Source organism: Streptomyces sp. NBC_01288, assembly GCF_035982055.1.
Classification (GTDB): domain Bacteria; phylum Actinomycetota; class Actinomycetes; order Streptomycetales; family Streptomycetaceae; genus Streptomyces.
In genome coordinates this window covers 8261033-8275651 of record NZ_CP108427.1, presented here as the reverse complement: position 1 = coordinate 8275651, position 14619 = coordinate 8261033, and the positions used below count along the sequence as shown (strand labels likewise).

Sequence of the window (14619 nt, the reverse complement as noted above, 5' to 3'; positions counted from 1 at the left end):
AACTAATTCATAAGGGCCTTAAAACTCCACCCCGGCATGATCAAAGGAATTGAAGGACGGAGCCCTCCGGGATTGCGGAATCCTCGGAAATAAACCTGCGCCTGAGAGCTTTCCCACATCACATCGTCATCACAAAGCCGCTGATTCGACGGGGATCCACACTCACTCGCTGTAACGTCGATTGAGTGCGTACCGAACGAAACCTCACCCGTCTGGACCGGGTGTTCGCGAGGCTGGACCGTGAACCCGAACGGCCGGCCAACATCGATGTGCCGAAGATGAGCCGGCACAGGGTCGTGCTCTTCGCGGCGACCCTGGCCTTCTATCTCGCCATCGTGTGGCTCGTCGTGACCACGTCCTGGCTGGTCCGGTTCGACTGGCAGGTCATGTTCTTCCGGCCGTACCAGCAGTGGGCCGGCATCCACTGGTTCGTCGACTACTACGTGGTCCTGGGCCAGCGCGGCCCCACCGCGGTGATGGTCGCGGCCTGGCTGGGCTGGCGCTCCTGGCGGCAGCACACGCTGCGCCCGCTGCTGACCCTGGGCACCTTGCTGCTGCTGCTGAACATCACGGTCGGCGCGGCCAAGCTCGGCATGGGCCGCCTCGGCCCGCACTACGCCACCGTCATCGGCTCGAACGAGATGGGTCTCGGCGGCGATATATTTCCCAGCGGCCACACCGCCAACGCGGTCGTGACCTGGGGAATCCTGGCGTATCTGGCCTCCACGCCGGCCGCCCGCCGCTGGCTGTCCGCCGCGTCCGCGGTGACCTCGCTCGGCGTCGGTCTCGCCACGGTCTACCTCGGCACGCACTGGCTGAGCGATGTGCTGCTGGGCTGGGCCGCCGGTCTGCTGGTCCTGCTCGCCCTCCCGTGGTGCGAGCCGCTGATCGCCCTGGCCGAGACCCGGATCTTCGACCTGCGCGACCGCTGGCGGGCCCGCCGCGGCGGCACGGCGCCCGCACCCGTACCCGCCTCCCCGGTCACCGCGCCGGTGCTGCTCAAGCCGCGCGCCTCCTCCTCGGGCGACGAGGTCCCGGCGGCCCGTGAGACGGTCACCGCGAGCCGTTCGGCCCGGCCACCGGCCCATCTCGCCCCGGGCCCGCACACGACCCGCTCGGAGCGCACCCCGGTCACCCCGATCGGCAGCCGCCGCCCGCCGCACCCGGACCGCGTGGCGCGCGGCACCACCCCGGCCACGGCCACCGCCCGTCCGGCGACGGGCGGCTGACCCCCGCCCAAGACCGCGGGGCCGGTACGCACAACCATCCCCGCGCATCAAGAAGGCCCCCGTTCCGCCAGCGGAACAGGGGCCTTCGTCACGTCCGCGCTCAGCCCTTCCAGGCGCGCTTCACCGTGCCGTCCTCGACCTCGAAGTTGAGCCGTCCCACGCGGAACTCCATGGTGATGACCGCCCCCGGCGGCAGCGATCGCACGGTCGTCCAGCCGCGCTCCCGCGCGAGCCGCTCGGCCTCTGTCGCATCGAGGCCCACATAGCTGTTCGGGCTGTCCTGGGGCTCTGCCGGTGGAGTCGGAATGGATGCCATGCCCGCCACGCTAGCCCCTCTTCCGCTCTCTCCGTCCCTCTCCGGTCACACTTCTGTCACAGGATCAGGACGTGTGTTTTGTTCTGCATCCCTCACACGTATGAGCGGTTCCGTACGCCTTCCGCAGGCATTCGAACGTAATTCCCGCATGTCGGTCCGGCTCCCCGAATAGCCCCGTGGAAAGTGCCGCGAGAACCGGCCGGGCGCCCCTTTCCATTCCGATTCCGTGCGGTACGGCGGGAGCTGACGCCGCATAAGGGTTTCACCGTTCCGGCACAGAATCGCCGTAGGCTCCCGGGCCGTGCCGGTCCAGCGCGCGGGTCAGCAGGTCCCGGGCCGTCCTGATCGTCTCGGTCAGCTCGACGGGCTCCAGGACCTCGAAGTCGAAGCCCATCATCATCACGTGGACCACCATCAGGTCGAGGTTCGGGGCCCCGGTCCGCAGCAGACAGGCGTCCGGCCCGTCGGCCTCCAGCGTCCCGCCGGACGGTGAGATCCGCTCGGCCGCCTCCTGGAGGGGCACGAGCAGCCGTACGACGGCGTGCGAGGCGTACGCGCGCGTGGAGACCCCTTTCGAGACGTGCGCGGCGAGGTCCTCGGCCGGTGGCTCGCGCGGGGTGAAGCGCGGCCCGTGCGGCGGCCTGGGCGTGACGCGGTCGACGCGGAAGGTCCGCCAGTCCTCCCGGTCCAGGTCCCAGGCGACCAGGTACCAGCGCCGCTCGGTGCAGACCAGTCGGTGCGGTTCGACGGTGCGTCTGGTGGGCGTGCCGTCGTGGCTCTCGTAGTCGAAGCGCAGCCGCTCGGCGTCCCGGCAAAGGGCGGCCAGCTCGGTCAGCACGGCCGGGTCGACGGCGGACGGCAGCGTGTTGTGCAGCATCGGCACGGTGAACGCGTTGAGGGCACCCACCCGGCGGCGCAACCGGCTCGGCAGCACCTGTTCGAGCTTGGTGAGGGCGCGTACGGAGGTCTCGCCGATGCCTTCGATGCCCTGCCCGGCGGCGGTGCGCAGCCCGACCGCCACGGCGACCGCCTCGTCGTCGTCCAGCAGCAGCGGCGGCAACTCGGCGCCCGCGCCCAGCTGGTAGCCGCCGCCCGTGCCGGGACTGGCGTTGACGGGATACCCCAGCTCCCGCAGCCGGTCCACGTCCCGGCGCACGGTCCGCGGGGTGACCCCGAGCCGGTCGGCCAGGTCGGCGCCGGACCACTCGCGGTGGGCCTGGAGCAGCGAGAGCAGGCGGAGGAGTCGTGCCGAGGTCTCCAACATGGTCGAAGTCTCTATCAAGGGCGGTACGGCAGTTGTGGCACATCGAAGCAGGTGCTGTTCATGTCCCCTTGCGGGACCCACCCTCTACCGTCCTGCCAGCGGGCCACGGACAGACACGTCCTGCGCGTCTTCGGCGGTTCGGCGAGCCGCTCGAAGGAGACGGGAACCAACAGCCCGTCGGCGGTGTAGTCCTCGCTCCGGTTCATGAACCCGTCGACGCACGCGCGCGTGACGCCCGCCCTCGTCCTCGCACACGACTTCGCCGCGTCCGTGAACCACATCGCCGCCGCCCACCCCTCCAGCTGCCACTGGGAGTGCGTCTTCAGCCCCTTGGTCGCGTCCCTGAAGTCCTGTACGGCCGCCTGGGAGGTGTCGTCGAAGTCCCGGCTCGATCCGGTCGCCCACAGGGCGTTGCGGCAGCGCGGGGCGTTTTTGTAGTCCTCCGGGACGGTGGATGTCCAGTTCTGTACGTTCGTCACCTTGGCGATGACCTTCGCGCCGACCTGGTCCATCGCCTCGCACAACTGGGCGTTCCCGTGCGTGTCGATGGCGTCGAAGACGAGGTCGGCGCCCTGCTGCTTCAAGTCGGCTGCCGCGGCACGGAAGTTGGGCAGCGCGAAGTCGACCTGCTCGGTGACGACCTTGTAGCCCTCCGCCTTCAGCCCCTGCTCGACGAGCCGGGCGTAGGCGGCGGACGCGGCCTGGTTGTACGACACGACGGCGGCGGTACGGGCGCCCCGCTCGCGCTTGAAGTACCGGTAGACCTCCGTGCCGCCGTACAACCGCCCGCCCCAGCCCGGTGTCCCGGCGCGGGGCGCGAGGCTGCCGTAGATGCCGTACAGGTGCGGCCAGGTGTCGTAGGCGGCGCCGATGGGCTGGCCGCCGATGTCGGGCACGCGCGCGTGGGAGACGCGGGAGGCGCCCGCGTAGTCGAGGGCGGTGGTGGCGACCAGGGCGACGACCTTGTCCTCATCGATGAGTTGGTGCACGCACGCGTTGTTGCCGACACCGCTGCCGCCGTCGTCGCACAGGCGCACCTCGACCGGGTGCCCGTCGATGCCCCCGCGCGCGTCGAGGCGGTCGAAGTACGCCTTGGCGCCGTCACGGGGGCCGGTGAAGGTGTCGCCGCCGACCGGGCTGGTCGCGCTGGTGATGATGCCGACCCGGATCGGCGCGCCGCTACTGAGCGCGGGCGTACGGGAGTTGCCGTGCTCGAAGTCGCTCTCCGGGAGGCGGCTGCCGCAGGCCGCGCTCCCCAGGAGCAGCAGCACCACGACAGCGGCCCTAGTCCCTGCCATCAGACTCCCGCCTGCCCGGCGGCGTCTGGCACGCACACCTGCGGCGTTGTCGTCGGTCGCCGACGCTCCGCGTCGACTCCCTCCTCCGCCTTGCAGCTGCACGCACCGGATGCCGCCGGGCCCGCCCTCCGGGCGAACGACGGGAGTCTGATGGCAGGGACTAGCAGCCCGCCCCGGGCGACTGCGAGGCATCGCCGCTCAACGCCACCAGCGCGCACAGGGTGTTGACGGACACCTTCCAGGTGCCGTCCTGCTCGACGGACGTCCCGGAGGCGTTCGGCAGGGCGGTGGCGCCGTTCAGGGTGAGGCTGTAGGTCACGGTCGCCTGGGTCGCCGACGTGAACGCGACCTTCTGGACGGCCGCTTGGACCTGCCCGCCGCGCTTGTCGCCGCTGAATGCCTTGAGGACCGGGCCCATCTTGTCGCCGTTCTCCAGGACGGCCTGTTTGTCCGCGCTGGAGCCGGCCGGGTCGAAGAACTTCTTCCAGTTGGCCTTGATCTGGGTCGTCGCGGCGGCCGGGTCCGCGGGCGCGGTCGCCGGTGCGCTCGTCGGCTGCTCGACGGACGGTGTGGGCGGCGGCGCGCTGCCGCCATCCCCGCTGTCGTCGCTACAGGCCGCCAGAGTCGGCCCGAGCACCAGGACCATGGCGGCCACAACCACCGTGCCCCGCACGTGCCTTGTGTTCCTTCGCCTGAGGTCGCTCCCGAGAACCATCTGGCTCACCGCCGGGTGTCGTTCCGGGCCGTGCTCGCCCGGTGTTTTCAGGTCAGGTGTCAGAAGGCATAGTGCAAGCCATTGGCCGGCATGGACAGACACACGACGTGTGGGGGCCGTAATGCGGACAGCCCGACTGCGGACCGTGCACCCCGCCCTGTGGGCCGGCTGGGCCGCGCTCGCCACCGGCGCGGTCCTGTGCGTGCTCGGCTGGTACGGCATCTCGGGCGAGCGCTACGCGGAACGCCAACTCCCCTACCTGGCCTCCTGCACGATCCCCGGCGCCGCGCTGATCGTCGCCGCCGCGGTCCTGCTCACCCACGGCCGCTCCGCCCTCGCCGCCGCGCGCGTGGAGGAGCTGTACGGCCTTCTCGTGGCCGCCGAACCCGCCGACGCCGAGGAGTCCGCGCGGGCCGCCGCGACGCCGGTGGCGGTCAGCGGGGACCTGCTGATGATGCCGGGCGGCACGCTGTGGCACCGCGCGGACTGCCCGTTGGTCGCCGGGAAGCCCGAAGCGGTGCCGGTGGACGCGAAGTTGGTGGCGAACGGCGAGTTGAGCCCCTGCCCGATCTGCGAACCCGCCGAAGCCGACGACTGAAGCCCCGGATGTCCTCCTTCACCTACGACCTCACCCTCGCCGGCCTCTCCGTCGGCAGCGCCGCCGCGCTCACCGGGATCGGCCTGATCGTGACGTACCGGGCGACCGGCGTCCTCAACTTCGCGCACGGCGCGATCGCGATGGTGTGCGCGTACGCGCTGCGGCAGTGCGTGGTCGGGTGGGGCTGGCCGCTGTGGCTCGGTGCGGTGGTGACGCTGCTGTTCCTCGCGCCGGGTGTCGGGGTGGTTCTGGAGCGGTTCGTCTTCCGGCCGTTGGCGGTCCTGGGTGGCGATCCGACGCAGACGCTGGTCGCGTCGATCGGGGTGTTCGTGCTGCTGGTCGGCGGGGCCTCGCTGGTGTGGGGCCAGGGGGCGCGGGACGACGCGCCGGAACTGGTGTCGGCCGATCCCTGGGGACAGTTGGCGGTGGTGCTCGTACTGGCCACCGGAGTTGGGGCGGTGATCCGGTGGACGCGGTTCGGGCGGGAGCTGCGCGCCGTCGTGGACGACCGTCAACTCGCGGTCCTGGGTGGCGTGGACGCGGACCGGGTGGCCGCGGCGGGCTGGGCGTTCGGGTCGTTCACGGCGGGCCTGACGGGCGTGCTCCTCGCGCCGTACGTGCGCCTGGACCCGTACGGCCTGCCGCTGCTCGTCATGGAGGTGGTGGCGGTCGCGGTGGCCGCGCGGATGCGGAGTCTGCCGGTCGCCATGGTGGTGGCGCTGGGGATCGGAGTCGGGCAGAGCCAGTTGACACGGCTTCATCTGCCGGGCTGGCGTGGGCAGTTGGTGCAGGCGGCGGGCGCGAACCTGTTCGTGGTCGCCCTGTTGGTGGCGGCGCTGGTACTGCCGGGTCTTGGTGCGAAGGACGCCCTTCCGCGTACGGCGACGGCGCGCGTCGCGACACCTCCCGGTGCCTGGATCGTGGCCGGGGTGCTGTTCCTCCTCCCCCTCGGTTTCGCGGGCTCGGACCTGCACACCTCGGTCCAAGTCCCGGCGTTGGGCGTGGTGTTGCTGTCCCTGGTGGTGGTCACCGGGCGCGGCGGCCAACTCTCGCTGGGGCAGGCGGCGTACGCGGGCCTGGGTGCCCTGTTCACGGCGCTGCTGGCGGCGGGCCGCTTCCCGCTCCTCCCCCGCCTCCCGGAACTGGCCGCGCTGGCGGTGGCGGTGCTCCTGGCCGCTCCCCTGGGCCTGCTGACCGGCTGGCCCGCCATCAGCCGCCACGGCCTGTCCCTCGCCCTCGCGACCTTCGCGGTCGGCGTCGCGGTCAGCCGCTTCGTCTTCGCCCAGCCGTACGCCACGTCGGGCCTGTCACTGGCCCGCCCGTCCGGCTTCGACGGCGACCGCGCCTACTACGTCCTCGAACTCGCCCTCCTCGCAACCGCGTTGCTGGCCACCCACGCCCTGCGCCGGGGCCGCACGGGCCGCGCCCTCGCCGCCCTGCGCGACCACGAACAGGGCGCGTCCGCGGCGGGCGTCCAGGTCCCGTCCCTGAAACTCCTGGCCTTCGTCGCCGGCGCAGCCCTGGCCGCCCTCGGCGGCGGCATGCTCGGCATGGGCGTACGCGCCTTCGACCCCTCGGCCTACGACCCCGGCCGGGGGCTGTTGTGGTTCGCCGCGGTGGTCGTCCTCGGCGCCGACAGCACACTGGGCGCGCTGGCGGCCGCGGCCCTGCTGGTCGGGCTGGACGCGGGGGCGCGTGGCGGGGTGGCGGCGGCGCTGATCGGGGTGTTGGCGGTGTGCGTGGGACGGTTCACCGGGGGGCCGTACGAGGCCTTGCGGGTGGCGGCGGGGCGGCTGCGGGCTCAACGGAGGGTGCGGCTCACGGCGTTGGGGCTGGGAGTGCGGAGAAAGCTACGGCCCGCGTATGTGCGCGCAGGGTCAACGGAGGCTGCCGGGCCGGGTGTTGTGCGCCGAGCGGAGAGCGACGCGGGGCGAGCGTCTGGGGCGCGGAGTCCGCACGGGCACGCTGCCGGGGCCGGGCAGCGGGGAGGAACGGGCGCAACTACACCTGCCCCTGAGGGTGTTGCACATCCAGCCCAGCCCGACACCGGGTCGGGACACGCCACCGAACCCGGGCAGCGGGGCCAGGCGAGCGCAACGCCGGGTAATCACAAGCACGTTGCGCGCCCAGCCCGGCACGACACCGGCTGGAAACACGCCCCCGCCCCCGGGCGGACACCCACCCCACCCGTCCTCACCGCCCATACTCTCCACGCCCGCTACGGCGGCTTCACCGCGCTCGACGGGGTCGATCTCGTCGTGCGGGCCGGGCAGGTCACCGCTGTCGTCGGGCCCAACGGAGCCGGAAAAAGTACCCTGTTCCACTGTCTGGCCGGGACCGTGCGGCCCGCACGGGGGCAGGTCAGGTTCGGGGGGCGGGACATCACGAGGCTGGCCGCGCACGCCCGCACCCGGCTCGGGATCGCCCGGACCTTTCAACAGCTCGCCGTGTTCCCCTCGTTGACCGTCGCCGAGAACGTCCGCGTCGGTGCCGAGCAGGGCCGGGTCGCCGAACCGGGCGCCGTGGAGCGGGCGTTGCGGCTGTTCGGGCTCGACGGGGACGTACGGTCGCTGCCGGCCGCCGACCTGCCCACCGGGACGCTGCGCCGGGTGGAACTGGCGCGGGCGTTCGCCGGCGGCCCCCGCGTGCTGCTGCTCGACGAGCCCTCCGCCGGCCTCGACACCGCCGAAGTGGCCGCGCTGGCGCTGGTGTTGAGGGCCCTGGCCGCCGAGGGCACCGCCCTGCTCGTCGTGGAGCACGACCTCGATCTGGTCGCCGGCCTTGCCGACGTGGTCCATGTGATGGCCGCGGGTCGCATCGTCTCCTCCGGCCCGCCCGGCCACGTCCTCGACACACCCGGCACCCGCGAGGCCCCCGCATGACCATCTCCCTACGCCACGCACGCGTGCGTTACGGCCCCCTCGAAGCCCTGCACGGCATCACCCTCGGCGCTCCCACCCACGGGCTCACCGTCCTGCTCGGCCGCAACGGCTCGGGACGTACAACTGCCCTGCGCGCCCTGGCCGGTACGGTCGCGCTGTCGGGCGGTGCGGTGGTGTGGGACGGCGCCGATGTGACCCGTATGCCCGCGTACGAACGGGCTCGCCGGGGACTGTGTCTCGTGCCGGAACGGCAGGCCGTGTTCGGGTCGCTCACCGTGCGCGAGAACCTCGAACTCGCCGCACACGACTATGCCGTTGCCCTCGACGCGTATCCGCAACTGAGTCCGCTGCTCCCCCGCCGGGCCGGCACCCTCTCCGGAGGCGAGCAGCGGATGCTCGCCCTCTCCCGGGCCCTTCTGGCACGCGCGCGCGTGGTGCTCGTCGACGAACCGGCGCAGGGCATGTCGCCCGCGGTCGCGGCACACACGTACGAACTGCTGGGCGGGCTGGACGCGTGTGTGGTGGTGGCCGAGCAGCGGCTGCCGCCGGTGCTGCGCGGCCGGGCGGCGATCGTGTACGAACTGCGGCGCGGGACGGTCGTGTTCGGCGGTGACGCGGCCGAGCTGGAGTGACGGGCGCGCCCCCGCCCGGTCGGAGGACCTGGCGGGGGCGGCTCGGGAGCGGCTCGGCTCAGAGGTCGTCCACCTCAAAGGCCGTTCGGCTCAGGGTTCGTTCGGCTCAGAGGTCGAGCTGCTGGCCGGGGACGATCAGATCGGGGTCGGCGCCGATGACGGACTTGTTGGCGGCGTAGACCTTCCGCCACGTGGTCCCGTGCTGGGCGGCGATGGCGCTCAGTGTGTCGCCCTCGCGGACGGTGTAGTCGCCGCGGGACGTGCCGCGCGAGGCGTTGTTCGTCCCGCGAGCCGGCGCCTGCGCGGGCTTCGACGGGGTCGCCTTCTTGGTCGACTTCTTCTTCGTCGACTCGGAGGTCGACTCGGTGGTCGACTTCTTCGTCGACTTCTCGCTCACCGTTCCGGAGGAGGCCGCGGGTGCGCTGCCGCTCGCTCCGGCCCGTACCGAGCAGACCGGCCAGGCGCCCCAGCCCTGGGCCCGCTGGACCTTGCCGGCGACGGTGATCTGCGCGGACCTGGAGGCCTGGTCCGCGGTGGCCGCGTAGGCCGAACCGCCGTAGGCGCGCCAGGTGCCGGCGGAGAACTGGAGTCCTCCGTAGTAGCCGTTGCCGGTGTTGATGTGCCAGTTGCCGCCGCTCTCGCACTGGGCGATGCGGTCCCACACTCCGCTGTCGGCCGCCGCGGCGTTGCCGCTTGCGGCCAGCAGTCCGAGGGGGGCGAGCAGGGCCGCCCCGGCGAGGACCGCCGTCGTACGCGCTTGACCCTTGTGCTGGGCCTTAGGAGCGTTCTCGCGAGTGGTATCGGCACATTCGGACATGTAGTTCCCTCTCCAACAACCCGGTTCCCCCAAGGCGGTTCGCGGCTTCCACGCATCCACGCGGTCCTCGCGCTCCTCCCCGTCCGCCGGAAGTGGTGCTGCTTGCCGGCTTGTTCGGCCGGCGGACGTACCCGAGCGGTGCTCGTTGCACACAGCCGAGGAATGTACGGAGGCGGGCGAGCCCGTGTCGACCAACTGCCCTTCGCCGCAGGCCAGTTCACTGTTACCGAGGGTATCGGCATTTTTCGGCCACTCGTTAAATTCACCTATTTCACGATTTCTCGACCAGTTGCCGACAAACGCTGTGACCCGGTTCACGCAACCAACTCCCTTGACCTTTCACAGAGTTGACGTGGAGTGTCCAATTCCGTACCGACCGTGACCGTCTGCTTCGGTTGGTTCGATTCGGTTCGCTCTGGAGCGTGACTCCCGCCACAGATCCTCCGTTGTCTTCTTCATGAGCCCGGGACCCACCGGGCACCGCATTCCGAGGGAGCCACCCGTGCCGCGCATGCTCGACGTCAGCGACGACGTACGCGCCGAGATCGGCGACGAAGAAGCCGACCGGCTGCTCGCCGGAGACAACGCCCCGGGCAGTTACGACTGCACGTCGTGCCGCACCCAGGGCGACTCCGATCAGGAGCGCACCAGCACCGTCCTGTTCATCGGCGACGAGACCGCCGTCCTCGCCTTCGCCCACGCCACCTGCCTGCCCTCCCAGATCGTCCAGGTCACCGAGGAGCAGTTGCAGGGCGCCGTCCGCTCCATCAGCGGCAACACGCACGCCCCGGCCGGCGCGGCGGAGAAGGCCGTACCCGAACAGGCCGTGCTCGGGGTGACCAGCGGACTCGTCCTGATCTCGGGGGAGTTGCACCCCGCCCTGGTCGTCGAGCCGACCGCGCCCATCGTGCGGCCCGGTTCGACCGACACCGGGGACGACTTCCTGCCGCTGCTGATCGAGCAGGGCTTCATGCCGCTCAGCGAGATCACCACCGTCCCGCCCGTGCTGCACGGCTGGTCGGTGCTGCTCGCGGCGGGCCAGCTGCACGCGGTGCTCCAGCCGAGCAGCAACGGCGGTTCCCCGGTGGCCTGGTGGCAGGCGCACCAGCCGCTCCAGGTCACCGACAGCTGGCGGGCCGCCGCCAACAAGCACCAGCAGGTGCTGATGTTCGCGGCACCGGTCGGCTCGATCGGCCGCCAGCCCCGCGAGGACCTGCTGCGCAGCGCGCTCGACAAGGCCGCGGCGAACGGCCAGCTGGTCGGCTCCGCACTGCCGCTCGCGGGCACCTGAGCCGCATCCCTTCAGGTCACACGTCGTTTGGACATACGTGCACGCATACGACGTTCCCCGCAGCCGGCCCTACCAGTCGATCCCGTCCTCGCGATCGGACCGGGACAGCCCCGGCGGTCCATCGTCCACGCCGATCTACGACCGGCTCTACTCGGAGTGGGTCAAGACCTTCCGCTCGCTGCCGGGTGACCGCAGCGGCGAGGAGGAGCTGGGCTTCACCGCCTTCGGGCACAGCCCGCACGGCACGGGCTCGTTCAGCGGCGGTTCGTTCAACGGGGGTTCGATCGGCGGGGGTTCGATCGGCGGGGGTTCGTACAGCGCGTACAGCGCGGGGGCCTACAGCGCCCGGCAGCAGTCGCAGTGGCAGCGCGTCGGGCAGCTCGGCCACTCCGGGCAGCAGCAACAACAGCAGCACGCCCACACCGGGATGCACCACATCCCGGCGGCCCTGCCTCCCGGCCCGCGCCGAGGCATCTGAACGGCACGGCACGCACACGAAGAGGGCGGCCCCTGTATCGACAGGGGCCGCCCTCTTCGTCGTAGAACAGCCAGCCGTGAGAACAGCCGTACGGCTACGGCTACTTCTTCCGGCTGCGGCTACTTCTTCTTGCCGCGCTTCTCGCGGACCCGGACCGAGATGTGGATCGGGGTGCCCTCGAAGGCGAACTCCTCGCGGAGGCGGCGCTCGATGAAGCGGCGGTAGCCGGCCTCGATGAAGCCGGAGGCGAAGAGCACGAAGCGCGGGGGCTTGGTGCCGGCCTGGGTACCGAAGAGGATGCGGGGCTGCTTGCCGCCGCGGACCGGGTGCGGGTGGGCGGCGACCAACTCGCCGAGGAAGGCGTTCAGTCGGCCCGTCGGGACGCGCGTCTCCCAGCCGGCGAGGGCGGTCTCGATGCCCGGGACCAGCTTCTCCATGTGGCGGCCGGTGCGCGCCGAGACGTTCACCCGGGGTGCCCACGCGACCTGGGCGAGCTCGGTCTCGATCTCGCGCTCCAGGTAGTAGCGGCGCTCCTCGTCGAGGGTGTCCCACTTGTTGAAGGCGAGGACGATCGCGCGGCCCGCCTCGACGGCCATGGTGACGATGCGCTGGTCCTGCACCGAGATGGACTCGGAGGCGTCGATCAGGATGACCGCGACCTCCGCCTTCTCGACGGCGGCGGCGGTGCGCAGCGAGGCGTAGTAGTCGGCGCCCTGCTGGAGGTGGACGCGCTTGCGGATGCCCGCCGTGTCGACGAACTTCCAGGTGATTCCGCCCAGTTCGATCAGCTCGTCGACCGGGTCGCGCGTCGTACCCGCGATCTCGTTGACGACGACGCGCTCCTCGCCGGCCACCTTGTTCAGCAGCGAGGACTTGCCGACGTTCGGCCGACCGATCAGGGCGATACGGCGGGGCCCGCCCACGGCGGTGCCGAAGGTCTGCTCGGGCGCCTCCGGGAGGGCCTCCAGGACGGCGTCCAGCATGTCGCCGGTGCCGCGGCCGTGCAGCGCGGAGACGGGGTGCGGCTCGCCGAGCCCCAGGGACCACAGATAGGAGGCGTCGGACTCACCGCTCAGACCGTCGACCTTGTTGGCGGCCAGCACGACGGGCTTCCCGGCCTTGCGCAGCAGTCGTACGACCGCCTCGTCGGTGTCGGTGGCGCCGACCTTGGCGTCGACGACGAAGACGACCGCGTCGGCGGCCTCGATCGCGTACTCGGCCTGGGCGGCCACGGAGGCATCGATGCCGAGGACGTCCTGCTCCCACCCACCGGTGTCGACGACCTTGAACCGCCGCCCGGCCCATTCGGCCTCGTACGTCACACGGTCACGCGTGACACCCGGCTTGTCCTCTACGACGGCTTCCCGCCGCCCGATGATGCGGTTGACGAGAGTCGACTTGCCGACGTTCGGCCGGCCGACGACGGCGAGGACGGGCAGCGGCCCGTGTCCCGCCTCGCCGATGGCGCCCTCGACGTCCTCGATGTCGAAGCCCTCTACGGCGGCGAGCTCCATGAACTCCGCGTACTCGGCGTCGCCGAGCGCCCCGTGCTCGTGCTCCTCGCCGGAGCCGTCGGGCTGGATCTGGTCGTTCATGAAGATCGGTACCTCGTTCATCGTGGTGATCGGTGGAACCCCCGGATTTCGGGTGATCCACTACTCAAGTGTCTCTTAGCGCCCGGTGAGGCGCCTGGCGTCGTCCAGGTGGGCGGCCAGCTGCTTCTGGATGCGCTCGGTGGCCTCGTCCAAGGCCTTGCGGGTACGGCGGCCGGAGCCGTCGCCCGCGTCGAACGGGTCGCCGAAGACGACGTCGACGCGGGAGCGCAGCGGGGGCAGCGCCTTTATCAGCCGTCCGCTCTTCTCCGAGCTGCCCAGCACGGCCACCGGCACGATCGGGGCGCCGCCGCGGACCGCGAAGTACGCGAGCCCGGCGCGCAGTGCGGCGAAGTCGCCCTCGCCGCGGCTGCCCTCGGGGAAGATCCCGAGGACCCCGCCGCCCTTCAGGATGTCGAGCGCGCGGGTGACGGCCGTACGGTCGGCGGTCGAACGGTCGACCTCCACTTGCCCGACGGCACGCATGAAGGGCCCGAGCGGCCCCACGAACGCCTCTTTCTTGACCAGGAAGTGCGAAGCGCGAGGCGCCACACCGATGACCATCGGGCCGTCGATGTTGTGCGAGTGGTTGACGGCGAAGATCACCGGGCCGGTGGCGGGAACCTTCCAGGAACCCAGCACACGCGGCTTCCACAGCCCGTACATCAGGCCGACGCCGATGCGCCGCCCGATCTCGGCCCCGCGCTCCGTAGGTGCAGTCACTTCGCGGCCCGCTTCTCCCCGACGAGGGTGACGACGCACTCGATGACCTGCTGGAGCGTGAGGTCGGAGGTGTCCACCTCGACCGCGTCGTCCGCCTTCGCGAGCGGCGAGGTCTTGCGCGAGGAGTCGGCCGCGTCCCGCTTCAGCAGCGCCTCACGCGTGGCCTGCACATCGGCGCCCTTCAGCTCACCGCTCCGCCGGGCGGCACGCGCCTCGGGGGACGCGGTGAGGAAGATCTTCAGATCGGCGTCGGGCAGCACGGTCGTACCGATGTCCCGCCCCTCCACCACGATCCCCCGCTCCGCCTCGGCGGCCAACGACCGCTGCAGCTCGGTGATCCTGGCCCGCACCTCGGGCACCGCACTGACCGCGCTGACCTTGGAGGTGACCTCCTGCGTACGGATCGGACCGGCCACGTCCACGCCGTCGACGCTGATGGTCGGGTTCGCCGGGTCGGTGCCCGAGACGATCTCCGCCTTACCTGCCAAGTCCGCGATCGCGGTGGGGTCGGTGATGTCGATCCCGTTGTTCACCATCCACCAGGTGATCGCCCGGTACTGGGCCCCGGTGTCCAGATAGCTCAGCCCGAGCTGCGCGGCAACGGCCTTCGACGTGCTCGACTTGCCCGTGCCGGAGGGGCCGTCGATGGCGACAATCACTGCCGGGGCGGTCCGGGCGGCGCCGTTTTCCACGGGAGGACACCTTCCTGGTGCGGGGTGGTGAGCGGGGCGGGGTCGCGAGTGCGCCCCGGACAAGGTTACTGGGTGCGCGTCACTCGTCCGGC

14 protein-coding genes are annotated in these 14619 nt (G+C 71.4%); 6 read left to right on the top strand and 8 right to left on the bottom strand.

What is annotated here, in order from left to right:
- Nucleotides 1–185 precede the first annotated feature (185 nt).
- Complete coding sequence (locus OG194_RS37235; RefSeq protein WP_327405138.1) at nt 186–1229, top strand: phosphatase PAP2 family protein; 1044 nt, start codon at nt 186–188, stop codon at nt 1227–1229.
- 100 nt (nt 1230–1329) lie between these two features.
- Here the strand turns inward: OG194_RS37235 and OG194_RS37230 are convergent, their stop codons facing one another.
- From OG194_RS37230 to OG194_RS37215, 4 genes are all read right to left on the bottom strand, one after another.
- Nucleotides 1330–1545, bottom strand: a complete 216-nt coding sequence (locus OG194_RS37230) for an I78 family peptidase inhibitor (RefSeq protein ID WP_327405137.1) — start codon at nt 1543–1545, stop codon at nt 1330–1332.
- 262 nt (nt 1546–1807) lie between these two features.
- Nucleotides 1808–2809, bottom strand: a complete 1002-nt coding sequence (locus tag OG194_RS37225; protein ID WP_442811688.1) for a helix-turn-helix transcriptional regulator — start codon at nt 2807–2809, stop codon at nt 1808–1810.
- Between the two features lie 14 nt (nt 2810–2823).
- The gene (locus tag OG194_RS37220) at nt 2824–4107 is read right to left on the bottom strand and encodes an ABC transporter substrate-binding protein (RefSeq protein ID WP_327405136.1); all 1284 of its coding nucleotides are present in this window, start codon (nt 4105–4107) and stop codon (nt 2824–2826) included.
- 160 nt (nt 4108–4267) lie between these two features.
- Entirely contained in the window at nt 4268–4822 is a 555-nt protein-coding gene (locus OG194_RS37215; protein WP_327405135.1) for a hypothetical protein, read from the bottom strand.
- A gap of 121 nt (nt 4823–4943) precedes the next feature.
- Between OG194_RS37215 and OG194_RS37210 the strand changes: the two genes are divergently transcribed.
- The 3 genes from OG194_RS37210 to OG194_RS37200 are packed head-to-tail and all read left to right on the top strand — an operon-like array spanning nt 4944 to nt 8934.
- Nucleotides 4944–5420, top strand: a complete 477-nt coding sequence (locus OG194_RS37210; RefSeq protein WP_327405133.1) for a hypothetical protein — start codon at nt 4944–4946, stop codon at nt 5418–5420.
- Nucleotides 5421–5428: 8 nt separating this feature from the next.
- Nucleotides 5429–8302, top strand: a complete 2874-nt coding sequence (locus OG194_RS37205) for an ABC transporter permease subunit (RefSeq protein WP_327405132.1) — start codon at nt 5429–5431, stop codon at nt 8300–8302.
- The gene (locus OG194_RS37200) at nt 8299–8934 is read left to right on the top strand and encodes an ATP-binding cassette domain-containing protein (RefSeq protein WP_327405131.1); all 636 of its coding nucleotides are present in this window, start codon (nt 8299–8301) and stop codon (nt 8932–8934) included. The genes OG194_RS37205 and OG194_RS37200 overlap by 4 nt, the downstream gene beginning before the upstream one ends.
- A 106-nt stretch (nt 8935–9040) precedes the next feature.
- On the opposite strand, the gene OG194_RS37195 is transcribed toward OG194_RS37200, so the two are convergent.
- Entirely contained in the window at nt 9041–9751 is a 711-nt protein-coding gene (locus tag OG194_RS37195; RefSeq protein ID WP_327405130.1) for a LysM peptidoglycan-binding domain-containing protein, read from the bottom strand.
- Between the two features lie 502 nt (nt 9752–10253).
- On the opposite strand from OG194_RS37195, the gene OG194_RS37190 reads away from it, so the two are divergent.
- Both OG194_RS37190 and OG194_RS37185 read left to right on the top strand, forming a co-directional pair.
- Nucleotides 10254–11042, top strand: coding sequence for a hypothetical protein (locus tag OG194_RS37190; RefSeq protein ID WP_327405129.1), 789 nt, complete (start codon nt 10254–10256; stop codon nt 11040–11042).
- A gap of 37 nt (nt 11043–11079) precedes the next feature.
- Nucleotides 11080–11520: a hypothetical protein gene (locus OG194_RS37185; RefSeq protein WP_327405128.1), complete on the top strand. Its 441-nt coding sequence runs from the start codon at nt 11080–11082 to the stop codon at nt 11518–11520.
- Between the two features lie 119 nt (nt 11521–11639).
- Here the strand turns inward: OG194_RS37185 and der are convergent, their stop codons facing one another.
- From der to cmk, 3 genes are all read right to left on the bottom strand, one after another.
- The gene (der, locus tag OG194_RS37180; protein WP_026150792.1) at nt 11640–13115 is read right to left on the bottom strand and encodes a ribosome biogenesis GTPase Der; all 1476 of its coding nucleotides are present in this window, start codon (nt 13113–13115) and stop codon (nt 11640–11642) included.
- 75 nt (nt 13116–13190) lie between these two features.
- Nucleotides 13191–13874: a lysophospholipid acyltransferase family protein gene (locus tag OG194_RS37175; RefSeq protein WP_327405127.1), complete on the bottom strand. Its 684-nt coding sequence runs from the start codon at nt 13872–13874 to the stop codon at nt 13191–13193.
- A complete protein-coding gene (cmk, locus tag OG194_RS37170; RefSeq protein WP_327405126.1) occupies nt 13832–14527 on the bottom strand; it encodes a (d)CMP kinase in 696 nt (231 codons plus the stop codon). The genes OG194_RS37175 and cmk overlap by 43 nt, the downstream gene beginning before the upstream one ends.
- Nucleotides 14528–14619 lie beyond the last annotated feature (92 nt).